This is a genomic window from Nonomuraea sp. bgisy101 (genome assembly GCF_057708945.1).
In genome coordinates this window covers 1-20,994 of the sequence record NZ_JBYITD010000041.1, presented here as the reverse complement: position 1 = coordinate 20,994, position 20,994 = coordinate 1, and the positions used below count along the sequence as shown (strand labels likewise).

22 protein-coding genes are annotated in these 20,994 nt (G+C 69.4%); 9 read left to right on the top strand and 13 right to left on the bottom strand.

Annotation, left to right across the window (positions count from 1 at the left end; translation table 11 throughout):
* Positions 1–317 precede the first annotated feature (317 nt).
* Entirely contained in the window at positions 318–683 is a 366-nt protein-coding gene (locus AC3EO4_RS47165) for a VOC family protein (protein WP_379577355.1), read from the top strand.
* Positions 684–1,162: 479 nt separating this feature from the next.
* On the opposite strand, the gene AC3EO4_RS47160 is transcribed toward AC3EO4_RS47165, so the two are convergent.
* Positions 1,163–2,005, bottom strand: a complete 843-nt coding sequence (locus AC3EO4_RS47160) for an alpha/beta fold hydrolase (RefSeq protein WP_379577353.1) — start codon at positions 2,003–2,005, stop codon at positions 1,163–1,165.
* Between the two features lie 91 nt (positions 2,006–2,096).
* On the opposite strand from AC3EO4_RS47160, the gene AC3EO4_RS47155 reads away from it, so the two are divergent.
* Entirely contained in the window at positions 2,097–2,681 is a 585-nt protein-coding gene (locus AC3EO4_RS47155; RefSeq protein WP_379577351.1) for a TetR/AcrR family transcriptional regulator, read from the top strand.
* A gap of 21 nt (positions 2,682–2,702) precedes the next feature.
* Here AC3EO4_RS47155 and AC3EO4_RS47150 read toward each other — a convergent pair whose 3' ends face one another.
* Positions 2,703–3,635 (bottom strand): helix-turn-helix domain-containing protein, encoded by a 933-nt coding sequence (locus AC3EO4_RS47150; RefSeq protein WP_379577349.1) that lies wholly within the window; start codon positions 3,633–3,635, stop codon positions 2,703–2,705.
* Positions 3,636–3,765: 130 nt separating this feature from the next.
* On the opposite strand from AC3EO4_RS47150, the gene AC3EO4_RS47145 reads away from it, so the two are divergent.
* Both AC3EO4_RS47145 and AC3EO4_RS47140 read left to right on the top strand, forming a co-directional pair.
* Positions 3,766–4,077 (top strand): cupin domain-containing protein, encoded by a 312-nt coding sequence (locus tag AC3EO4_RS47145; RefSeq protein ID WP_379577347.1) that lies wholly within the window; start codon positions 3,766–3,768, stop codon positions 4,075–4,077.
* 175 nt (positions 4,078–4,252) lie between these two features.
* Positions 4,253–4,873 (top strand): TetR/AcrR family transcriptional regulator, encoded by a 621-nt coding sequence (locus AC3EO4_RS47140; protein ID WP_379577345.1) that lies wholly within the window; start codon positions 4,253–4,255, stop codon positions 4,871–4,873.
* A gap of 218 nt (positions 4,874–5,091) precedes the next feature.
* On the opposite strand, the gene AC3EO4_RS47135 is transcribed toward AC3EO4_RS47140, so the two are convergent.
* Entirely contained in the window at positions 5,092–5,862 is a 771-nt protein-coding gene (locus AC3EO4_RS47135) for a hypothetical protein (protein WP_431902565.1), read from the bottom strand.
* 253 nt (positions 5,863–6,115) lie between these two features.
* On the opposite strand from AC3EO4_RS47135, the gene AC3EO4_RS47130 reads away from it, so the two are divergent.
* The gene (locus AC3EO4_RS47130) at positions 6,116–7,054 is read left to right on the top strand and encodes a hypothetical protein (RefSeq protein ID WP_379577341.1); all 939 of its coding nucleotides are present in this window, start codon (positions 6,116–6,118) and stop codon (positions 7,052–7,054) included.
* 50 nt (positions 7,055–7,104) lie between these two features.
* Here AC3EO4_RS47130 and AC3EO4_RS47125 read toward each other — a convergent pair whose 3' ends face one another.
* Positions 7,105–8,319 carry an aminotransferase-like domain-containing protein gene (locus AC3EO4_RS47125; protein WP_379577339.1) on the bottom strand — a complete coding sequence of 405 codons (1,215 nt, stop codon included), beginning with the start codon at positions 8,317–8,319 and terminating at the stop codon, positions 7,105–7,107.
* A gap of 273 nt (positions 8,320–8,592) precedes the next feature.
* On the opposite strand from AC3EO4_RS47125, the gene AC3EO4_RS47120 reads away from it, so the two are divergent.
* Positions 8,593–11,637, top strand: a complete 3,045-nt coding sequence (locus AC3EO4_RS47120; RefSeq protein ID WP_431902563.1) for a WD40 repeat domain-containing protein — start codon at positions 8,593–8,595, stop codon at positions 11,635–11,637.
* A 54-nt stretch (positions 11,638–11,691) separates the two neighbouring features.
* Here the strand turns inward: AC3EO4_RS47120 and AC3EO4_RS47115 are convergent, their stop codons facing one another.
* The 5 genes from AC3EO4_RS47115 to AC3EO4_RS47095 all read right to left on the bottom strand — a co-directional run bounded on the left by AC3EO4_RS47115 (position 11,692) and on the right by AC3EO4_RS47095 (position 15,250).
* Entirely contained in the window at positions 11,692–12,507 is an 816-nt protein-coding gene (locus tag AC3EO4_RS47115; protein WP_431902561.1) for a family 1 encapsulin nanocompartment shell protein, read from the bottom strand.
* Entirely contained in the window at positions 12,504–13,595 is a 1,092-nt protein-coding gene (locus AC3EO4_RS47110) for a Dyp-type peroxidase (RefSeq protein ID WP_431902559.1), read from the bottom strand. The genes AC3EO4_RS47115 and AC3EO4_RS47110 overlap by 4 nt, the downstream gene beginning before the upstream one ends.
* Positions 13,596–13,810: 215 nt before the next feature.
* Positions 13,811–14,647: an alpha/beta hydrolase gene (locus AC3EO4_RS47105; RefSeq protein WP_431902558.1), complete on the bottom strand. Its 837-nt coding sequence runs from the start codon at positions 14,645–14,647 to the stop codon at positions 13,811–13,813.
* 124 nt (positions 14,648–14,771) lie between these two features.
* Complete coding sequence (locus AC3EO4_RS47100; RefSeq protein WP_431902556.1) at positions 14,772–15,023, bottom strand: hypothetical protein; 252 nt, start codon at positions 15,021–15,023, stop codon at positions 14,772–14,774.
* Positions 15,020–15,250 carry a hypothetical protein gene (locus AC3EO4_RS47095; RefSeq protein WP_431902554.1) on the bottom strand — a complete coding sequence of 77 codons (231 nt, stop codon included), beginning with the start codon at positions 15,248–15,250 and terminating at the stop codon, positions 15,020–15,022. Before AC3EO4_RS47095 ends, AC3EO4_RS47100 begins: the two co-directional genes overlap by 4 nt.
* A 403-nt stretch (positions 15,251–15,653) precedes the next feature.
* Between AC3EO4_RS47095 and AC3EO4_RS47090 the strand changes: the two genes are divergently transcribed.
* Positions 15,654–16,085, top strand: a complete 432-nt coding sequence (locus AC3EO4_RS47090; protein ID WP_431902553.1) for a DUF3995 domain-containing protein — start codon at positions 15,654–15,656, stop codon at positions 16,083–16,085.
* A 301-nt stretch (positions 16,086–16,386) separates the two neighbouring features.
* A complete protein-coding gene (locus tag AC3EO4_RS47085; protein WP_431902618.1) occupies positions 16,387–17,094 on the top strand; it encodes an IS701 family transposase in 708 nt (235 codons plus the stop codon).
* A gap of 162 nt (positions 17,095–17,256) precedes the next feature.
* On the opposite strand, the gene AC3EO4_RS47080 is transcribed toward AC3EO4_RS47085, so the two are convergent.
* From AC3EO4_RS47080 to AC3EO4_RS47065, 4 genes are all read right to left on the bottom strand, one after another.
* Positions 17,257–17,616, bottom strand: coding sequence for a hypothetical protein (locus AC3EO4_RS47080; protein WP_431902551.1), 360 nt, complete (start codon positions 17,614–17,616; stop codon positions 17,257–17,259).
* A 384-nt stretch (positions 17,617–18,000) separates the two neighbouring features.
* The gene (locus AC3EO4_RS47075) at positions 18,001–19,293 is read right to left on the bottom strand and encodes a CU044_5270 family protein (RefSeq protein ID WP_431902550.1); all 1,293 of its coding nucleotides are present in this window, start codon (positions 19,291–19,293) and stop codon (positions 18,001–18,003) included.
* Positions 19,286–19,510 (bottom strand): RNA polymerase sigma factor, encoded by a 225-nt coding sequence (locus AC3EO4_RS47070; protein WP_431902548.1) that lies wholly within the window; start codon positions 19,508–19,510, stop codon positions 19,286–19,288. The genes AC3EO4_RS47075 and AC3EO4_RS47070 overlap by 8 nt, the downstream gene beginning before the upstream one ends.
* A complete protein-coding gene (locus AC3EO4_RS47065) occupies positions 19,483–20,370 on the bottom strand; it encodes a DUF4262 domain-containing protein (RefSeq protein ID WP_431902546.1) in 888 nt (295 codons plus the stop codon). The genes AC3EO4_RS47070 and AC3EO4_RS47065 overlap by 28 nt, the downstream gene beginning before the upstream one ends.
* Before the next feature lie 221 nt (positions 20,371–20,591).
* Here AC3EO4_RS47065 and AC3EO4_RS47060 point away from each other — a divergent pair, with 221 nt between their 5' ends.
* On the top strand, positions 20,592–20,984 hold the full coding sequence (locus tag AC3EO4_RS47060; RefSeq protein ID WP_379576933.1) for a hypothetical protein: 393 nt from the start codon (positions 20,592–20,594) through the stop codon (positions 20,982–20,984).
* Positions 20,985–20,994 lie beyond the last annotated feature (10 nt).

Genomic DNA, 20,994 nt, shown 5'->3' with positions numbered 1-20,994 from the left:
GGCGACCGCAGGGACAGAGTGAGGTCCTCGACCGCCGGCCGGTACCCCTTGAGCCCCATGTACATCGTCGCGCCCAGCAGGAGAAATGTGCTGTCTGGTACCGCTCACGCGGGCACCGCCTCGCGCACCGGCCTCGAAGCGCCGGGCACCCGCGTCGACCTGGATAGCCACCGGGGTTGATGCGCGAGGGACACACGAAGGGCGTCGATGCGGCCGCCGGTCCGGGGCTGCGGGCGAGGACTCAGGAGCCGGGTACGGCATCGCCGTACAGAAGCGATGTCCAGGCCTTGGTGAGCGTGTCGACCAGGACCTCCTCGTTGTCGAACGGTGGGACCCTCCCTGACGGCAGCACGCTGACCGTCGAACTCCGTCTCGGCGACACCACGCTGGCAGTGGCGGGGGAGATGCCTGCTCGGGGGATGCGCGCTCCTGCGGGCCTCGGGGCCACCTCCGCGGCCTTTCACGTCCCGGTTCCCGACGTCGACGCGGCGTGGGCTCGGGCGATGGAGGCGGGTGCGACGGTCTTCGAGCCGGTGCAAGACGCCTTCTGGGGTGACCGCACCGGCCAGCTGCTGGATCCGTTCGGGCACCGGTGGGCGCTGAATCAGCACGTCCGGGACGTCCCCGCGGACGAGATCGCCCGCAGGGCGGCGGAACTGCTCAGCGGTTCAGCGTCGGCGTGAGGCGGACAGGCCGGCGCGCGCCGGCCCGAAAGGCGACGGCGTGCGCGCGCCGGCCGTCGGGGGCCGCGGAGACACGGGCCGGCCCTTCGACACCACGTCGATCAGTAGCGTTGGTCCAGCACCGCGACGAGGCCGCGAAGTTCGCGCGCCCGCTTGCGTGACATCGCCGCCATCACGGCCTCGAGATACTCGCGGGCCTGCCACGGGTCGCCGCAACACGCCCGCTCCGTGCAGCTGCCGCCGCCATCGTCCCAAAGGCGTCGATTCGGCCGGTGGACGAAGCTTCTCCAGAGGACGAAGGCGGACCCGGCCGACCCGTCCCACCGGTGCTGACCGCCGCCTCCCGCGTGTCGGGCCCACGGCGCGATTCGCCGCGCTGTGGGCCCGACAGGATCCGGAAAGGCAGGCACCTGCGCATGCGAGGCGCCGTCCTGTCCCGGCGACGGCGGGGAAGCGTCACTGGCCGGCGCTTCCCCGCGTCACTTGCCGACGAAGGCCAGCAACGCCTCGTTGACCTCGGCGGCGTGCGTCCACAGCAGCCCGTGCGGCGCTCCCTCGACCTCGATGTAGTCCGCCTCAGGGAAGGCCTGGTGGAAGGGGCGTCCGGTGGAGTCGATCGGCAGGATGTTGTCCTTGGTGCCGTGCAGGATCAGTGACGGCTTGCCGGCGGCCCGCACCGCGGCCACGTCCTCGCGGAAGTCCTCGATCCAGGAGGACACCACCGCGTAGGCCGCGACTGGGGCGGAGGTGGTGGCGGTGTTCCAGTTGGCGGTGACGACTTCCTGGCTGATCCTGCTGCCCAGGTTCTCGTCGAGGTTGTAGAAGTCCTTGTAGAACTGGGTGAACCAGGCGTAGCGGTCGGCTCGTGCCGTGTCGGCGATGCCGTCGAACACCGCCCGCGGTACTCCGGTGGGGTTGTCGTCGGCCGCCAGCAGGAACGGCTCCAGGGACGCCAGGAAGGCCAGCTTGGCGACCCTCTCGTGGCCGTGGTTCCTCACGTAGCGGGCGAGTTCGCCGGTGCCCATGGAGAATCCGACGAGGATGACGTCGCGCAGATCCAGTGTCTCCAGGAGGGTGTTGAGATCGGCTGCGAAGGTGTCGTAGTCGTAGCCGCTGCCGACCTTGCTGGACTGGCCGAAGCCGCGGCGGTCGTAGGTGATGACCCGGTGGCCGGCGGCGAGGAGCTCGCGGGTCTGGCGCTCCCAGCTGTGCCCGTTCAGGGGATAGCCGTGGATGAGGACGACCGGCTGACCGGCCCCCTGGTCCTCGTAGTAGAGCTCGATGCTGGTGCTGTTCTCGGCACCGACCTTGATGTAGCCCATGACAGTACTCCCTCCCTCGCAGAGAACGATCGTTCTCTGCCTGTGTCCCCTACAGTAGAGAACGATGGTTCTCTGTGCAAGGAGGGTTCTCGTGATCGATGAGGCGACGGCGCAGGAACGGGTGGTGTCCACTGCCGACCGGCTGTTCTACGCCCACGGGGTTCAGGCCGTCGGGATGGACACCGTTCGCACCGAGTCCGGCGTCTCGCTGAAGCGCATCTACGCGCTGTTCCCCTCCAAGGACGACCTGGTCCTCGCCGTGCTGCGCCACCGTACGAACCAGTGGAACACCGGCATGGCCGGTGCCGTCGCCGGTGCGGGAACGCCGCGTGACAAGGTGTTGGCCATCTTCGACTTCCTCGCCGCGTGGTTCCGCGAGGACAGTTTCCGCGGCTGCGCCTTCATCAACGTGTTCGGCGAGTTGGGAGGCGGCAGCGACAGGGTCGCCGAGGCCGTTCGCGAGCAGAAGGCGTCCTTCCAGCGCCGTGTCGCCGAACTGGTCCGCGAGGCCGGCGGCCCAGGCCACCTCGCTCCGCAGCTGGCCCTCCTCGCCGAGGGTGCCCAGACCACGGCCGCCATCTCGCAGGATCCCGACGCGGCGGCGCACGCCCGCGCCGCCGCGGAAACCCTCATCCGGTGCGCGCTCGGTGACTCCGAGAGCGCGCCCGCCGCCTGACATCCCACTGCCAGGGCCCGGTCACGTCGCCGGCCTTCCCCGGTAGGTGCGACGGTAGGCCGTCGGCGTGGTGGCCGCGTCCCTGGACATGTGCAGCCGCAGGTTCGCGGCCGTGCCGAGCCCGCAGCGGCGGGCCACCTCCTCCACGGTCAGATCGCTGTTCTCCAGGAGTCGACGCGCCTCGAGGAGACGTTGCGCGGCCAGCCAGCGCAGCGGGGTGGTGCCCGTCTCGGCGACGAAGCGCCGCGCGAAGGTGCGCGGCGCGAACCCTGCCTGGCGGGCGAGGTCGGCGACGGTCAACGGCTCGGCCAGCCGGTCGAGCGCCCATGCGCAGACCGCGGCCATCCCGGCACCGGCGGCCGGTACCGGGCGCTCCAGGAACTGCGCCTGACCGCCGTCACGGTGGGGCGCGACGACCAGGCGCCGCGCGACCCGGACCGCGGCCTGCGGGCCGTAGTCGGTGCGCACCAGGTGCAGGCAGAGGTCGATGCCCGCGGCGAAGCCTGCGCTGGTCAGGACGTTCCCGTTGTCGACGTACAGCAGGTCGGGATCGACGTCGACCGCCGGATGGCGGGCGGCCAGCTCGGCCGCGTCCATCCAGTGGGTGGTCGCCTGGCGGCCGTCCAGCAGGCCCGCGGCCGCCAGGGCGAACGCTCCGGTGCACACCGAGACCACCCGCGCGCCTCGCGCGGCGGCGGCGCGCAGCGCGTCCAGCACCGGTGGCGCGGGTTCGTCCAGCGGCGCGTAACCCGGCACGACGACGGTGTCGGCGGTGGCCAGGGAATCCAACCCCAGCGGGACATGCATGTCCCAACCGGAGGTCGTGGGCACCCGTCCGGGCGACTCCGCGCAGACGGCGAACGAGTAGTGGTCCCGGTCGCCGAAGACCTCTGCCGGAATCGCCAGGTCGAACGCGACCACGTCGGGCAGCGCCAGGGCGATGACACGGTGCATGGCAGCATTCTTGCGCACAGAGGCATTCCTGCTACTCGTTCCGTGCGCCGTCGCGGGGCAGGCTGGTGGCTCGGCACCGGGGCTCGGCCGGCGAGGTCCGAGCGCCGCGAACGAAGGAGAAGGAACCCTCATGCTCTTCATCGACGCCCGCTCCTACACCGCCGAGCGGCCCTGGGGAGCCCTGGACATCACCGAGATCGACGATGTGAGCGTACGGCTGCACTGGACGGACCAGCCGTACGTCTGGCACGTCAACGACGGGCCCGAAGTCTTCGTGGTGCTCGACGGCGTCGTCGACATGCACTACCGCAGCGACGGCGAGGAGCATGTCGAGCGGCTCACCCCAGGGCGTATCTGCCACGCCGCACCAGGCGACGAGCATGTCGCGCACCCCGCACCGGAGGCGCGCATCCTGGTCATCGAACGCAGGGGCAGCATCTGATCCACCACGTAGCCGTGGCGCGTTCTGGGAATTCCCCTCGCGTCGTCGCGTGCGGTGGGCGGCGGGCGGCGACGCCGTCCGGCTGGGCCTCGATCCCGGCTGGTCGGCGCGCAACGACGATGAGGGCGATGGCCCTGACCAGGGCGATCGTGGTGGCGCGGCTAGCATGGTGGGTATGCGAGGAGTTGGCCACGGACGTGGCTCCGAGTCGGACATGATGCGGGACCGCGTCATCGAGACGGCCATCCGGCTGTTCGCCTCGCTCGGCCATGACGCCACCCCGGTCCAGATGATCGCCGACGCGGCTGGGCTCGACGTCGTCACCGTCACCGATCTCGTGGGCGACAAACGCGAGATCTACCTCGCGGTGATGAAACGGACCTACCGGGACGTATGGGTGATGCTGGACGGAGTGTTCGCCGAGTTCACCCCTGACCGGGCCGGCGTCCACCTGCTCGCGAACCGCTATCTGGACTTCTGCGTGGAGCACCCCGAGGTGCCCGAGCTCTGGATCCATCGATGGCTGTCGGACGCCGCCGACGTCAACGGGCTGGAGGCGCTCTACCTCAAGCCGACGCTCGATCGGCTCACCGACGCACTTCGGGGCATCATCGACACCGACGTGGACCTCGAGGAGGCGCTGTGGACCATCATCTGGTGCGTGCGCGGCTTCGTCGTAGGCGGTGTGCTCACCTCGAGCGGCCAGCGTGCGGGGCCGGGCAACATCTACTACCTCCGGCGCTTCCGCGCCCACTTGCACGTGCTCGTCGACCGGATGTTCAAACCGGACCGGTGACGACGGGGCCGCTGAGAGCGTGACGTGCGACGTCGCTCGGCCGCCGCGAGGGCGACCCGCTCACCCACCCGAAGATCCGCACCCGTGACCGGCGGGCGCTGCCGGCCTGGTGGGACGACTCGATCGTGCGCGACCGGCATGCGCTCGGCCAGGGCGACCCCCAGCCGTACGAGCGGACGCTGGTGTCGGCCGGTGACGCGAGATTCCAGCTTCATGCGTTACTTCGGCGAGGGCTCGTCCGCTGTGGCGATGTTGCCTGTGAGGGTTCGCCTGTCATCTTGCCGCGTCCCCGCTGTCGTCTGCCCGAAGAAGAAGCCGAGGATCAGCAGAAAGGCACTGGTCACAACTTCAGGGGTTCGGGTGCTGGTGAACATGGCGACGATGAGAGCGAGACCCAAGAGGATCAGCAGGACCGCGCCGATGAGGATCGCCACCGGCTCGCGTTCTAGGAACGACCAACGCATCCGCCATTTGCGCTCGCTGATCTCGATGTCCTTCAGCGCCATGTCCATGTCCGTGGACTGTGTCGCGGCGGATTGCTCCTCAAGAAAGCGTTGCTCCGCCATCAGGCTCGAAATCATGCTGTACAGCTCGTCGCGAACCACGGGGTCGTCGACCTTCTGGTTCACGATCTCCTGAACGTCTTCCAACTGCTCCTGGGGATACAGCACGCGGATGCGGTCGATGATGGAACGCTTCCGCTCCAGCAGGATGGGCAGGGCGCCGATCGTCACCGTGGCCTCGGCGCCTGCTCTGGCGATGATGGCGCCCGCTGATGTGGTGAGCTTCAACGCCAGCGTGCCGAATTGCGACGGATGGGAGATGGCGCGATTCACCCTGTCGAGGGAGTCTTTGAGCTCAGTCAAGGACTGCTGTTCGATCTCCTGATGACCCAGTCCCATGAGCTTCATCTGGGGCTCGTAGTAAGCGCGTGCGGTCTCCAGATAGTTCGCCAGCTGTGAGACTGCGACGTCAGGTGCTCGACTCATGGAAAACCTCCCCGTCCTGGAACCATGGCGGTGCTTCGTGATGATCCCAAGTCGGAGGGCCTTCGCGCCTGGATGAAATCAAACCGTCGTCAACAACCCCTCCGAAAGTGCATCGAGAGTACTTCGCTCAGGTGAGTCAGATCATTCCGCTGCTGTGGATGTCGTGGCCAGGTTCTTCGGCCAGCTGTGTCAAGGAGCGATCGAGCGAACCCTGCTCCTCATGAGGGTGAGCCGTCGGCTAACCTCTGGCGGCATGACTGCCACCTCCCACGTGATGACCCGGTTCACGGACGGGCTTGTCCACGCGTATGACTTCTCGAGCAGCCCGGTTGAGTCGGCTGCGCCGTCGGTTGTCGCGTTTCCCATCGTCGAGGCCGTCGAACCGGTGAGCCACGCGGTGGCGCCGAACCTGCGACGTGCGGTGTATGCGACGGCCGACGAGATGGCGTGCCTCGACCGCGAAGGCAAGGTGCTGTGGCGGCTCGGCTTCGGCCCTGGGGCGGAGGAGCCGTACAACGCTGTGGCGAGCTGTGAGTTTTCGCTGGACGGGACGGTGGTGTGGGTCTACCGGCCCGACGCGATGTCAGGACGCGGCGATGGCCTGGATCATTGGCTCGCTGTTGACGCCGAAACCGGGGGCGTGGTCGCGCAGGCCGAGTTGGACTGCGCCGGACACGGTGGGCACCAGTTCGTTCACCCGGACGGCGCCCACATGCTGCTCGATGTCGGCGAGGGGCAGGACGGTTCGCGGGTGTACCGCGGCCGCCTCGACCGAAGCGTCATCGACCTGACCGTCTACCCGTGGACAGACCGCAGCCTCGTGAGTCTCGCTCCGGACGGCCATCACTTCATGACTGTCCACCACGATCAGGAGGACGTCGCTTTCCATGCGTACCCCGACGGTGACGTGGTGATCCGGATTCCGGTGGAGTCGTTCGGCTACGACCCCGACGAGGCATACGTGGAGTGGGCAGGTGGCTACCTCGACGCCGATAACGCCATTGTCACGATCGGCGGGGAAACCGAGGACGAACAGGAGTGGTACCAGCACCATCTCGTCGACGTACGGACCGGCCAGGTACACGGGACGCTCGGTGCACAGTCCAGCCACGCGTACGACGTCAGACCACTAGGGGACGGCTCGTGGCTCAGTACCGATCGTAACGACCGATTGTGCCGTCACACCCGATAGCCGGCCTGCCAGAGGCGCTGATACACCCCTGTAAGGGGAGAAGGCATCTCTCAAGCCGGGGCGGGGGCGAGTGCCTCGGACAGGGCACGGCCGAGGCGGCGCATGCCCTCGGTGATGTCCTCAGGGCGGTAGGTGCTGAAGGAGAGGCGGAGGGTCGAGGGGTCGGGTTCGGCCGGGTAGAAGGGTGCTCCGGGGACGAAGGCGACGTCGTGAGTGAGGGCTCGTCTGAGGAGCTGGGTGGTGTCGACGCCGTCCGGGAGGCGGACCCAGATGAACATGCCGCCGTCGGGGTCGGTCCAGGTGGTGCCCTGCGGGGCGATGCCGGCGAGGCCCTCGATCATCGCGTCCCGGCGGGGGCGGTAGGCGTCGGTGAGGGTGCGGATGCGGGCGTCGAGGTCGGTCGCGGTCAGATAGCGGGCGGCGGCGGACTGATCGATCGTTGAGGTGTGCAGGTCGGTAGCCTGCTTGGCGATGGTGAGAGCGCGCAGGAGCTGGGCGGGAGCGCGCAGCCAGCCGAGGCGGAGGCCGGGGGCGCCGATCTTGGAGAGGCTGCCGAGGTAGATCGAGGTGTTCTCGGCGCCGGGGTAGGAGCTCAGCGGCGGCAGGGCTTCGCCGCGGTAGCGCAGCTCGCCGTAGGGGTCGTCTTCGAGGATCCAGAAGCCGTGGGAGGCGGCCAGTTCGGCCACCGCATGGCGGCGCGGGCCGGTGAGCGTGCGCCCGGTCGGGTTGGCGAAGGTGGGCACCAGGTAGAGCAGCGTCGGTCGTTCCCGCTCGGCGATCTCGCGCAGGGCGTCGGGGTCGAGGCCGTCCTCGTCGCTGCGGACCGGGACGATGCGGGCGCCCGCCAGCCGGAAGCACTGCAGCGCGGCCAGATAGGTGGGCTCCTCGACCAGCACGACGTCGCCCGGCTCGACCAGGGCGGTGGCGACGAGGGAGATGGCCTGCTGAGAGCCGGTCGTCACCAGGAGCTCGTCGCCCGACGTCCGCAGCCCCCTGGTGGTGAGCCGTCGCGCCAGCAGGTCGCGCAGCGCCGGGTCGCCCTCCGTGGAGGAGTACTGCAGCGCGCGCCGCGCCTGGGCCGAGGAAAGGACGTCATCGAAGGCGCCGCGCAGGGCGTCCACGTCGAACAGTTCGGGACACGGGAGCCCGCCGGCGAACGAGATGACTTCGGGCCGGTCGATGAGGGCCAGCAGGTCCCGGACGGGCGAGCTGTCGATCCGGCCCAGCCGGCCGCTCAGCGGGCTCTTCGGGGCGGGACGGGACATGGTGGGCACCTCCAAAGCTTGGCGACGAGGCGAGGGATGACGCACTTGTGCTGCGTGTGCCTCGCACGAGAAAGTTCGCCGGTCAGGCGCCGCGATCATCCTACAGGCGGGTTTGGGGTGGAAGTCCTGGGGGGAGCGGATGAGGCCGGTTCGGCCGTCATCGTGGTGCCTCGCTCGCGTGCGGGCGCAGCTCCCCCGTGATGCTGGCCATGGGCCGAGCCAACCGCCGCACAACGGGCGAAGTGTCGGTCATGTCTACTACGGTCGTCTGGCATGATCATCAAAGGCGGCCAGATCGTGCTGGCCGGGCGGTTCGTCCGGCTTTCGAAGGATGAGGCCAAGCGTGGCCTGGAGGCGCTGGGCGTGAAGGTGACCGCGTCGGTCTCGGCGAAGACGGACCTGGTCTTCGCCGGGGCGAAGTCGGGGGCGAAAGCGGGTCCGGCTGCGGTGCGCGGCATCCCGATCCTCGACGAGGACGCGCTGGCGGCCGTGCTCGACGGCAGGGAGCCCGGCACCCCGCCGCAGTCCCCGCCGTTCACCGGTGTCCCCGACGAGCGGATGGGGCCCGACGAGGCCCTCGACACCCTCAAGAACGCCGACTGGTCCGCGTTCTGCCCGCAGCGCGACACGGTGCCACTGCGGGACGCCCTCCAGGCTCTCGAGCGCGTCCACGGCGTCACCGGCGCGCATCGTCTCGCGACCGCCCGGCTCCGCGACGCGGGCGCTCTGCTGCGTCACTCCGACGTGCACCACGGCGAGCTGAACGGCCATGCGCTCAGCCCCGACGGCCGCCACCTCGCGGTCGGAAGCGGGACCGGCGACGACTCCGACAGGGGCGGCGTCCTGCAGGTCTTCGAGGTCGCCACCGGCCGCTGCGTTCACGCGATCGACGGCATCATGGGGGGCATCGGCTTTCCGGACTACGCGCGCAGCCTCCAGTGGTCAGCGGATGGCACGCGAATCGCCCTGGAGTACAACACCAACGCGACCGGCGTGTGGGACCCGTTCGGCACCGCCCGCGAGCCGATCGCCGACGCGTTCTTCCTCGCCTCCGGCAGGCCACTGGGCATGGCCTTCGCCCCCGAGGGCAGGCGGGCGTTCGTCTACGGAGGCGAGTCGGACGTCCTGCGCAACGTCATCGTGGCGATGCACGAGGGCTCGGTCGCCGGGCCGCCGGACTCCCACCCCGAGGGGACGGCGCCGATCGAGTTCAGCGGACCGCTGCCGGACGAGTCCAGGCGAACCTGGGGCGACGAGCCCGAGCTCATCCTCAGCCGGGCGTTCTGGTCGCGTGACGGCTCGCGCGTCTACGGAGAGTCGACGGACGAGTACGCGGCGCTCTCGCTCGACGTGGAGAAACGGCGGATCTCCTGGATTCTGGGCCTGGAGGAGGACCAGGACGCGGCTCCGCCCGAGTGGAGCCTGGACGAACGGCTCCTGGCCCACCAGCGCGACGGCAAGCTCGTCATCGCCGACGCGCTGACGGGTGAGACGACGGCGGAGCTTCCCGGCCGACCCGGCGCCGACGTCCTGTGCTGGGGGCCGGGCGGCAGGCTGGCGGTGGTGGACCCGGAGGCCGGGACCGTCGGGATCGTCGACGCGGCCGCCGGCGAGCACCGGTACGACCTGAACGTTCGGGCGGCCACCTCCAACCCGCGCGGCTGGGACGCCCGGTCGTGGGCCTGGTCGCCGAACGGCGAGCGGGCGGCCTGCGTCACCGCCGAGGGGCGGATCGAGATCTGGTCGCTCGGTGAACGCCCCGAACGGCTGGGCGTCCTGGACGGCGTCCGGCGCACCGTCGGCCAGTGGGATCACGGTTTCGGCCTGGAATGGCCCGCCGACGACGTGCTGATCGCGATCGGCTCGCACGCGGTGCGCTTCCTGCGCCCCGAGAGCGGCGAGATCGTGGCCGACCACCCCTTCCACCACGCCCCTGCCGCCCGTCGCCCGCTCTTCTTCACCGGCCGTGACCTCGGCGACCGGTTCCCGCTCAACCCGACGTTCGCGCTGGACGAGGACACCTGGGCGGTGGCATTCGAGGACGGAACGGTCATCGCGCGGCCCGGCAGGGACGACGAACTCGCGGAGCTCGACGGCCGGCTCTGCTGGTCCATCGCCCGACGCTTCGCCTGGCCGTACCGCTGGGGCGAGCGGAAGATCTTCCCCGATCCCGCCCGCGCGGGAGTGGGGGCGGCCTCACCGGAGACCGAGCGGCTGCTGGAGCCCTTCCGGGGACGTGACAGCACGGCGGAGGCGACGGGGACGTGGCCGCCACCCGACACCGCCACCGTCGCCGATCTGATCACGGTGGTCCGGGGCACGCTCGTCGACCTGACCGTTCAGGACTCGGTCGTCCGCGGAGACTGGACCGTCGACACGCTCCAGCAGCTCGCGATGATCCACGCCCGGCGGGGCGAGGCCGCCGAAGCCCGCGAGCTGGCCCTCGCGATGCCAGAACACCGGCGGCGTCTCGGACACCTCGCGCGGATCGCGCTCGCGCTCGGCGCGGCCGGTTTCGACGCCGAAGCCGCCGCCGTCCTGCCCTACGCCGGCGGCGATCTCGCGGACGTGAGCGACGCGGCGGACATGGCGGCGCTCGCCGGGGCCTGCGCGGTCCTGGGGCAGGATCGACGCTCCCAGCAGTGGTTCGCTTCCGCGCGCGAAGCCGCCGACGCTCACCGTTCGAACTGGGAGGTCCGCCTGCCACTGGTGTGGGCGCTCACCGAGTGCGGCAGGGAGCGGGAGGCCCGCGCCGTGCTGGACGAGGGCGTCGGCACACCGGTGGGCCGGTATCACGGCACGCCCTGGCTGGTCTGCCTGCTCAGGCGGGGCGAGACCGAACTGGTACGCCAGCTGATCGGCGAGCGCAGCGAGCCGAAAGATCCAGAGAAACCGCACGTCAACGGCGTGCGCTGGTTCGACGACTGGACGGCGGCCCGCGCGCTCACCGCCTACGGGCAGCCGGATCTGCTCCAGCTGCGGGCCGAGATCAACTGGGTCTCGGTACGGCACGACCTGCCGACGGCCGAACGGATCGCGGCCGAGGGCAGGCCCACCCGCCCGACCGACGACCAGGTGACCGATCTCGCCGCCCAGCACGCCACCCTCGCGAAACTCCCCAAGGCGACGAAGCGTCGCGAGTCCGCGCAGCTGGCCCGTATCGCGGCGGAGTGCGGCCATATCAGCGCCGTGCTCGACCTGCTGCCCGGGACGGGCGACCCGGACAAGTACGGCGGACTGGACAGCAACGCGCGCACCTGGGTCGCGCTCAGCGCCCTGCGGACCATCGCGATCGGCGTGGACGTCGACGTGTGGTGATCGCTGCCCCGGCCGGCTCTTCGGCGGCTGCCGGGGAACCGGTCGAGGTAGCCGTCATGCCGGCACGCCGGGGGCCGCGGTGAGGCTGACCGACGCCTCGGCCGTGTAGACCAGGAAGGTCAACGTTTCCTGGAAGTACAGCCGGACGCTGGTCTCGTCGTGCGCGAGATAGCCGATCGACACGTCCTGGCCGATGCGCATCTCGAAGTCGCCGCCTCGGGTGGACAGCAGGAGAGCGCCCTCGATGGCGGGCGCCCAGATGATCTGACCGTCCAGCAGGCGGGCGATGTGCTCGTGGATCGGATAGCCGTGGTCGGAGGTCTCGCTGACGGCGGTGTAGGTGTCGGCGCTGAGCACCAGCGTGTACGGTCCGCCCACACCGGCCAGCCGGAGCGCCGTCACGGCCCGGCTCACGGCGTCGGGGTAGGCACGGGTCTCGGCCGGCAGCGCGATCGCCGCGTTGGAGGAGCTCTCGCGAATGCCGGAGATACCGGCCGCGGCGTACCCGTCGAAGACAGTGCGGTCTTCGGCGAAGGCGAGCCGGCGCGCGGCGTCCTTGACCGGCTGCCAGTCGGCGTCCTTCGCGCCGCGCTCGACGTCGTCCACCTGCCGCCGGTCGACGGTGAACGGCACGCGGAGTTCGACGAGAGGTTGGGAGAGGCGGACGCGCGCGATCACCGCATCGCCGGGAGCGCCGATCTCCTCCAGCCGGCCGGTGGAGACGGAGGCGAGCTGGGCGCCTCCCGGATCGGAGACGTCGACGACACGACGCCCGGCCACATGGCGTTCGAACGTACGCCGGGCCTCCTCCTCCAGGTCGGTCCATGCCGCGGCGGAGATGGGCGCCAGTTCGCGATGCAGATTGTTCATCGGGCAGTGCCTCTCTTCAGATCGCCGATTCCGAGAGATCCGTCGGTCGTGGCCGGGACCGGAGCCGCGGGGGAGGGGCCCGTGTCGGTCGTGGCCGGGACTGGAGCCGCGGGGGAGAGGTCCGTGTCGGTCGTGGTCGCGCCGTTCGGCGGATCGGGAAGGTCCTGGAGGAAGTCGGCGCTCGGGACGAAGAAGAGCGTGCCGGTCACGGCCGTGGAGAAGTCGAGGACCCGGTCGTGGTCGGCCTGCGGGGTGCCGAGGAACATCCTCTCCAGCATCCGCTCGGTGACCGTGGGGGTGCGGGCGTAGCCGATGAAGTAGGTGCCGAACTCGCCGCGGCCCACGGACCCGAAGGGCATGTTGTCGCGCAGGATCTGCCGCTCGGTGCCGTCGGGGTCGACGATCGTGGTCAGGGAGACATGCGAGTCGGCCGGTTTGCTGTCGTCGTCCAGTTCGATGTCGGTCAGCTTCCTGCGGCCGATGGCTCTCTCCTGCGCCTCGACCGGCAGGGCGTTCCAGGCTCGTAGATCGTGCAGGTACTTCTGCACGATGACGTAGCTCCCGCCGGCGAACGCGGGATCCTCGTCACCGATCACGACCGCCTCGTGCGCGTCAGGGCCGACGGGGTTCTCCGTCCCGTCGACGAAGCCGAGCAGGTCTCGGACGTCGAAGTACTTGAACCCGTGCACCTCGTCGCGGACGGTCACCGCGCCGTAGAGCCGGTCCATGATCTCCGATGCCAGGGCGAAGCACAGGTCGAGGCGCTGCGCCCGGATGTGGAACAGCAGGTCGCCGGAGGTGGACACGGCACGATGCCGGCTTCCGACCAGTTCACGGAAGGGGTGAAGTTCGGCGGGTCGGGGTCCGGCGAACAGCAGGTCCCAGGCGTGGGAGCCGATCGCGGCGACGCAGCTGAGCGTGCTGTCCGGCGCCCTGAAGCCGATGGCCCGCTGCAGCGCGTCCAGGTCGGAGAGGAGGTCTCTTGCGGCCGGTTCGCCACCCGGATCGATGGTCGCCACGATGAAGATCGCCGCTCTTGTCAGCGGGCTCAGTACCGGTTGGGGAAGCGCGTCCGCGAGTTCCGCCATGCCGCTCCTCCTCAAGCGTTCGTGTACACCGTGGCCCGCGCCGCAACCGTTCCCCGTTTTCGGTCAACCGATTCAAGGCATGTCGTGGTTAATCGGCCAGGTGCGGCGCGTGTTCCGCAGTCTTTGCCGCGACGCGAACGGGCCTTGGCGCACAGCCGGAACAGCCGCAGGCCCGACGCGGGCGGGGATGCCGCTCACTCCTTTCCGCGACGCCTTCAGCGCACGGAGCAGATCGCCGAGCCGATCACCGACGTCACCGCGTCCGGGTGCGATATGAGTGTCAGATGTGATCCGCCCTGGAACGTGGTGACCTTCGAGCGTGCCCGCTCGGCCATGGCCTTCTGCGAGTCCGGGGTGATGATCTGATCACCGGTGCTGACGAAGTACCAGGACGGGATCGTCTTCCACGCCGCGGCCTTCGACGGGGTCATGAACGCGCTGGTCGAGGCGGCTCGCTGGGAGGCCCACAGGCGTACGGCGGTGTCCCGCGGCAGGTCGGAGCCGAACGAGCGGACGAAGGGCTCCTGTTTGAGATACAGGTCCTTCGCTCCTTGAGGCGCTCCCGCGTAGGGCGCCGTGTCGTAGAGCGAGTCCGGATTCGCGCTGAGGGCGGACCCGGAACCGCTGAGCTGGGCGGTGGTCTCGCCGACGTCCGGGACGGCGGCGTCGACGTACACAAGCGCCTTGACGCCGGGGACGCTCGCGGCGGCGTTCGTGATCACCGAACCTCCGTAGGAGTGCCCGACGAGCACGATCGGGCCGCGCATGGTCTTCAGGAAGTCGGCGACCGTCTCGGCGTCGCTGGTCAGGTCGCGGAGCGGGTTCGCGATGGCGCGTGCGTCGTAGCCCGCCCTTCGCAGGGCGTCAGCCTCGCCGTTCCAGCTCGAGGTGTCGGCCCAGGCTCCGTGGACCATGACGACAGCCGGCTTGGTAGGGGCCGGTGACGGGCATGGCAGGGGGATCGCGGGGGCGGATGCGGCCGTCTCAGCGTTGACCGCCGCCCCCGCCACAGGCGTGGTGACCACGGTGAACGCCGCCAGGGACGTCATCATCTTCCTTCGGCGTGAAAGTGCCATCCTCTTCCCCCTCGGTCGGGCAGTGCGCTGCCGCTCGTGGCGCCGGGCTGACCGGTCGTTCATGGCGGGCCCAGGCGGCCCCGCCGCCCGGGGCGCGCGGTCATCCCCATCGCGCGGCGAGCTCCTCGTGGACGCGGCGGGAGGCCGCCCGGGTCTGCCGGGCGCTCGGCGAGGTGAGGCGGTTGCTCAGGTCGTGGCTCACCACGCCTGGGTCGTCGAGCGCCGGGATCTGGCTCGCCCGCGGACCGTGCGGGAGCAGCCCGCCGGAGAGGGAGGTTCCCACGATGAGGGCGATCACACGATGTCCGGCGTGGTTGGGCAGGTGTGCGTCCGCGGCGACCACCTCGGTCACCGCCTCGGCGAGGGCGAGCCCTTCGTGGAGCCCGGCCTCCCATGCTTCCGGTCGTCGCCCTCCAGCGCCGCCCGGCCCCCGGGGCGCAGCGACGCCTGGAGCGCCTCACGCATCCGCCCGGAGTCCACCACCCGGCCGGAGACGAAGGGGCGGACCGTGTCCGAACGCTCCTGCTCGGCGGTCCGCCGCTGCGTCCAGTGTCGAGTGGCCAGTTTGGTGCGTGCCATCCCTCGCCCCCGTCCCGCGTTGCCCCTGATCTGATGCCTCGAAAGGTGTGAAAGTAATCCAAAAAGGACTAAAGGAATCGCCCGCCGCGACGTACACCGGCGCTGACCCCCGGCAACGCCCGTGCCCGGCCGTCGCTGTGCCCTGGGCCGCAACAGGGACTGGTCGGCGCCTGCTCGTATGCGGCGTTGCAGGCCTCATGGCCGCGGTGCGGGCTGGCGAGCTGCGCCGTCACCTTGACGACGTCGGAGAAATCGAGGTCTCGAGCGGCGCGAAGGGGTCGCGACATGCTCGGGAACGCCATCGGACAGGCTCCATCCGTCGGCCACCGTACCCGTCTGCGAAGGCTTCCATACAGCACTGTATGGTACGGATCGTGGACACCGTCGACCGGAGGGCAGGGCAATGGAGATCGTCGGGTTGTTAGCCGTCGTGGGGCTGGCCGCCGTAGGAGGGTTGCACGCCGTATGGGCCTTCTCACCGTGGCCCGCCACCGACCGCACCACCCTGGCCAAGGTCGTGCTCGGCGATGAGGGCGAGGGATTCCCGTGGGGCCCTGCCTGCATCGCCATGGCGGCAGTGCTCGGCGGTGCGGGTTACGTGGTCGCCGTCCGTTCGGGCCTGCTTCCACCGGTGGGCCCGGCGCAGCTCTACACGGCGGGAGCGTGGGTGATCGCCGCTGTGCTGTTGGCGCGGGGCGCCGTCTTCCCTGCCGTCGTGACGCTGCGCGGCACGTGGAGTCAGGAGTTCAGGACCTGGGACCTGAAGGTCTACGCGCCGGTCTGCCTGGCCCTGGGCGGATTGACGCTCGCGGTGGCGCTGGGCGGGCACGGCTGATGGTCACCCGAGGTCGGCGAAGATCTCGCGCAGCAGTCGCAGTCGTGCCGACGTGACCCGCCGCAGGACCCGGTGCCACCACCGGGTCGGCGACCTTGGCGGCCGGCGTGGCCTCGACCTTGGCCGTGATCGGATGCTTGAAGGCCGTCTCGAAGATCGCCCGCAGTCGCTCCTCGGAGTCGTAGTCAGCTCGCAGGCCTGCCTCGACAGTAGTACACAGAATCCGGCAGGCCCTGCGGGCCTTCCTGAGGCCGGGGAGCGGGTCCGGGATCGGCGTCCTCGATCGTGACCCCGATCCGCTCTGCGACGTCGCGCGGCGACGCGGCCACAGGGCGGGACGGCGGCGGCAGCCGGCCGCGGAGGACGAGCGATGCTGGCCCGCGCCGTGGAAGCGGGCGTGCCGGTCTCCTGGGTGAGCGCCGATGAGGCCTACGGCATGGAGCACATATTCCGGCGCTTCCTGGAAGAGCACCACCTCAGCTATGTGGTCGCGGTGCCCAAGAACCAATGGATCGGCATGGGGTGGGGCGGGGAGGTCCGCGCCGACACCGCGACCGCCCAAGCTCCGCCCGAGGCGTGGAAGCGCCGCTCCTGCGGCCAGGGCGCCAAAGGGCCGCGCGTGTATGACTGGGCGCTCGCCACGGTTCATTTCGAGGCCGAGCCCGGCTACCAGCGCTGGCTCCTGGTCCGCCGCGGCCTGACCCCCAACGCCAAGGGCGAGCTGGAACTGGCCTACTACCTGTGCCACGGCCCGGTCGGCACCACGATCGAGGACCTGATCGGTATCGCTGGAGCACGCTGGGCCATCGAAGAGTGCTTCCAGTCCGCCAAGAACGAGACCGGCTTCGACCAGTACCAGGTCCGACGCTACGACGCCTGGCACCGCCACATCACCTTGGCCATGCTCGCCCACGCCTACCTGGCCGCCACCTCCGCCTGCGCCCCAAAAGCCCGAGCGGCCTGGTCCGCCTCACACCCGCCGAGATCCGCCGTCTCCTGGCACACCTGACCAGCGCCGCCACCCGCCCCCTCGGCCAGAGGCTCCCACGGGCCCTCGCCTGGTCACAGCGTCGGCGACAACATCAAACACGCGCCCGCAGCAGCCACTATTGGAAACGCTGGCTCCGCCACAACCAGATCCAGATATAGATCACAAAGTCTGGCTGTAATACTAGTCGGCATGCTCCAATGTCAAGGCGCTGCTCACCGGGGTGGCTTTGGCGACGGCTTGGAACGGCGGAAAGTCCTGTGCCTCCGCAAGAGCCGCCTGCCACTCCTCATCGCCGTTGGGGAAATAGAAGCCTGTGTGGTCCGAATGAGAGCTGAGTACTGACCAGCGCCCCCATTGCAGGATGAACCCGTCGGAGTCGGAATCCGGTTGGGTATCGATTCCGGCGACCTTCGTCTGAGCGAACTCTGCGAATGCCGCCCACGCGGCCATGGTGTCCGTAATAGCGTCGGGTGCTTGCCCGTGTTGGCGCAGGATGCTGGCAAGAAGGTCGAGGGCGGCCTGCCAGTCGACGCGAGTCATGGCCGGACCATACCGTCGAGCCCGTCAACACCGATGGGATTCAGGGGAGGCCGCCGTCAAACATGTCCTGAGACTGCTGTATCAAGCATGTCGCGGGACAGGACGTTGCTGGACCGAGTCACGCTGCCGGATTGTTCTTTAGGGATCAAGGGCCACCGCGCGGTGGCCCTTCGCACCGACAAGCAGAACGCATCTACGAAGGCGCCATCGACGTCGCCTCGATCAGGATCTGGCTCCGTGACCCTGTCCTATGATCCACGGGACCACGCTCTAGGAGTAGGCCGGGACGCCGATGGAGGCGACGTCGAGGGCGATCGCCCGTGAGTCCGCCCGTATCTTGGCCGCTCGCCAGCGGCCGGCCGACCGGTCGGGCAAGGCGTTGGATCAGTCGGCGGCGTCTGCGGGGCCACGCCGGTTCGCGGGCAGGTCGGGCTTCTCATCGGTCCAGCCGGTCTCCTTGACCGCCTCGTAGGAGAAGCTGGCCGCACCCTGCCTCGACGGGTCCGGTGCGTTGGTGTGTACCAGCGCCAGCGGCAGCCCGGTTTGGGCGTCTACCACGAGCTGGTCCACGCCCTCCGACTCGCCCGTGTCGGTCGTGCGTGGGATGCTGACAGCCCGGCCGCGGCGACCGAGCGGGTCGGTGACTTCGCCGACGGCCGTCACGCTGGGCAGGGACGCGATCATCCGGTACGCGGCGGCCCGCACCTCCGGTGACACCGGGAAGTGCATGATGATGTGCGCACCCATGTCGTAGAGCCACAGGTCGGCGTGCTGGCCCCGGCCCAGGGGAGGTAGGTTGCCGTCCGCGGCGCCCTTCTCGATGACCGACTCCAGGTAGTCCCGGAGCCCTTCAGGAGTCGCCGGCAGCTTGCCCAGCCGGTCCGGGGTCATCGGCTCGCCGTTGGTCAGCATGCCCAGTGACCCGCCCGCGTCCTCCCGCCGTACCTCGCGCGGGCCCGCAGCGGCGGTGACCGCCCTACTCTTCGTCACGAAGGACGTACCGCCCTCGTCGATGCGCTTCCCCGGATACGTCCAGGTCTTCGGTGAGCCGTCGGCGCGCCATGCCTCCTCGTCCTTCGGGGTGGCGGGCTTGGCCCCGAGGAACTGGGTGATCCGCCAGGTGGGCTTGCCCGCCTGCGGGGACGCCCACAGTTGCTCGGAGAAGGTCCGCTCCAGCAAGTACTTGCCGCTTGGGTCAGGCTCCATGCTGCCGCTGACGACATGGTTCATCCAGTAGTCGCCGTCCGCGGAAGTCTTCGCGACCGACGCTGCGGCGGCGAGCAGGATTTGCCGGGCCGACGGCGTCGCGTCGGGCCGTGGGGACGAGCCGGTGGATGTGTCCACCGAGGGCGGCTGGGCAAGGGTGGCGGAGTCCGGGCCGCCTGGGGCCGTGCCTGATGTGATCACCACGGTGACGGCGGCCGCCGCACCGAGCAGCCCCGCCCCGAGCGCCGTCCACCTGGCCGTGCGCAGCGCGGCGCGGCGGCGCCCCGCCCCGGCAGCGGACCGGCGGGAGTGAGGGGAGGTCTGCGTGGCCAGGTGAAAATTCTCCTGAGGGTTCGGAGTGGTCGTCTGGGCGGTGAAGGAGGCGACGAGCCGGGCACGGCCCTCGGCGGTCACCTGCGGGGAGGGCGGGGTCGAGGAGAGCAGGTCCCGCACCGCGTTCAGGTCATCCATCTGCGTCTCCAAAGTCTTCGTGCATCGGGTTGACCCCGCCCAGGGCAGCGCGAAGCTTCCTGCGGGCGCGGTTGAGCCGGGATCCGACGGTGCCCGGGGGGATGTCGAGGGCTTGGGCGATCTCCTCGTAGCCGAGCCCGGCCAGGGCCGTGAGGATCAGTACGTCGCGGTCGGCCTCGGAAAGCGCCGCTAGCGCGGACGCGAGCTGCTCTTGCATACCGGCGGCGGCCAGGCGCTGGGCCACGAGGTGCCGGCCACGCGCAGCATGTCCTCCCAGTGAGCGCTGATCCGCTCGGCCTGGATGCGCTGGCGCGAGACCGGTTCCAGCGGCCCGTAGTCGGCGCCCAGGTCGAAGCGCCACAGCCGGGCATCGGAGATGTCGGCGATGCGGGGGGAGCACTGATAACCGCAGATCGCGAACAACCCGAACACCAGGTCACTGTAGGAGGCGGTGTCGGTGATCACGATCTCGGGGCGAGCAGGGCCGTCGAGGTTGAACACCGCATCCGAGATGCCCAGCGAGTCGCGCAGCGTGCCGGGCATGACGATGCCACCCAGGCCCAGCACCCGGTCGGAGACGACGTTCAGCCAGGTGGCGCCGCGGCCGGAGCCGAAGTACTTGCGATTGGGCCGGGTATGGATCGAGCGCAGCGGCACCGCAAAACGCATCCCGTCAGCCGAGGCCACATGCCCGCCACCCCAGTCTCCGGCGATGCCGATCTTGCCTTGGGTCTCCACCAGCAGAGCCGAGGCCGCGCGCAGGCCGCCCAGGTGGAAGTAGGCGTAGTCGGCGCCGGTCAGTCGGCCCCGGGTCAGCGCTTTTGGCCACACGACCTGCAGGACTTCCATCGGAGCATGCTGATAGAAGCTGGAGGTGGAGCCGAGCAGGATCGGGTGCCAGCTCGGATCGACCGTCTTGACGAAGACGGCATGGCCTTCCAACACGTCGTCACGCCGCTGCTCGGGGGCGGGGGCGCGCTCGGCCTCGCCGAGGATGTTGAGACATTCGTGCATGAGGTCCAGGTCGAGCCCGCACATGATCAGATCGGGCGTGCCTCGCGTATTGCTCGCCTGCACGGCCCTGGAGAACGCGCGAACGACCAGCTCAAGTCCTGGCGGATCTGCGTAAACTCCGCTGCCCAACAAGGCTGGCCACCTCGTCAAGGCGAAATGACCCGGCGCGCCGCTTCGACAAAACACCCCGACACTCGCTAGATATGGATCAAGGCCAGGACTGAGGAATTACCTGACACGAACCCCAGGGGCATTACGTGCCGTTCCACGGGAGGAGATCGAAATTGACTATTCTCTGCGATTTTCAATGGGTGCATGGTGTTGAAACGGGAGTTGATATCGGAGATGGCCAACCCGTTTGGGAGCAAACCTTTTCAACCGGCGGTCGTCACAGGAACGGGCACGCCGTCCTGGTCTTCATGGTTAGAGGCCTCACGGGTTCGAACGGAGCTGAAGTCCGGCTGAACAATAAATTCATCGGACGGATCGACCCTTATCCCGGGGCCAACGCGAGTCATTGGTACATGCAAACGATCAATATCTCCGGCGGTCCCCTTCTGGACGGCAACAATGAGCTGCAGGTCAATGCGGCTCCGTCCGCGAATCCCACCCCAGGTGACATCTACGACGATTTCCGGCTGAAGAATATTTTTTGCATTTTCCAGCAGGCGTCGTGATAGCTACAGT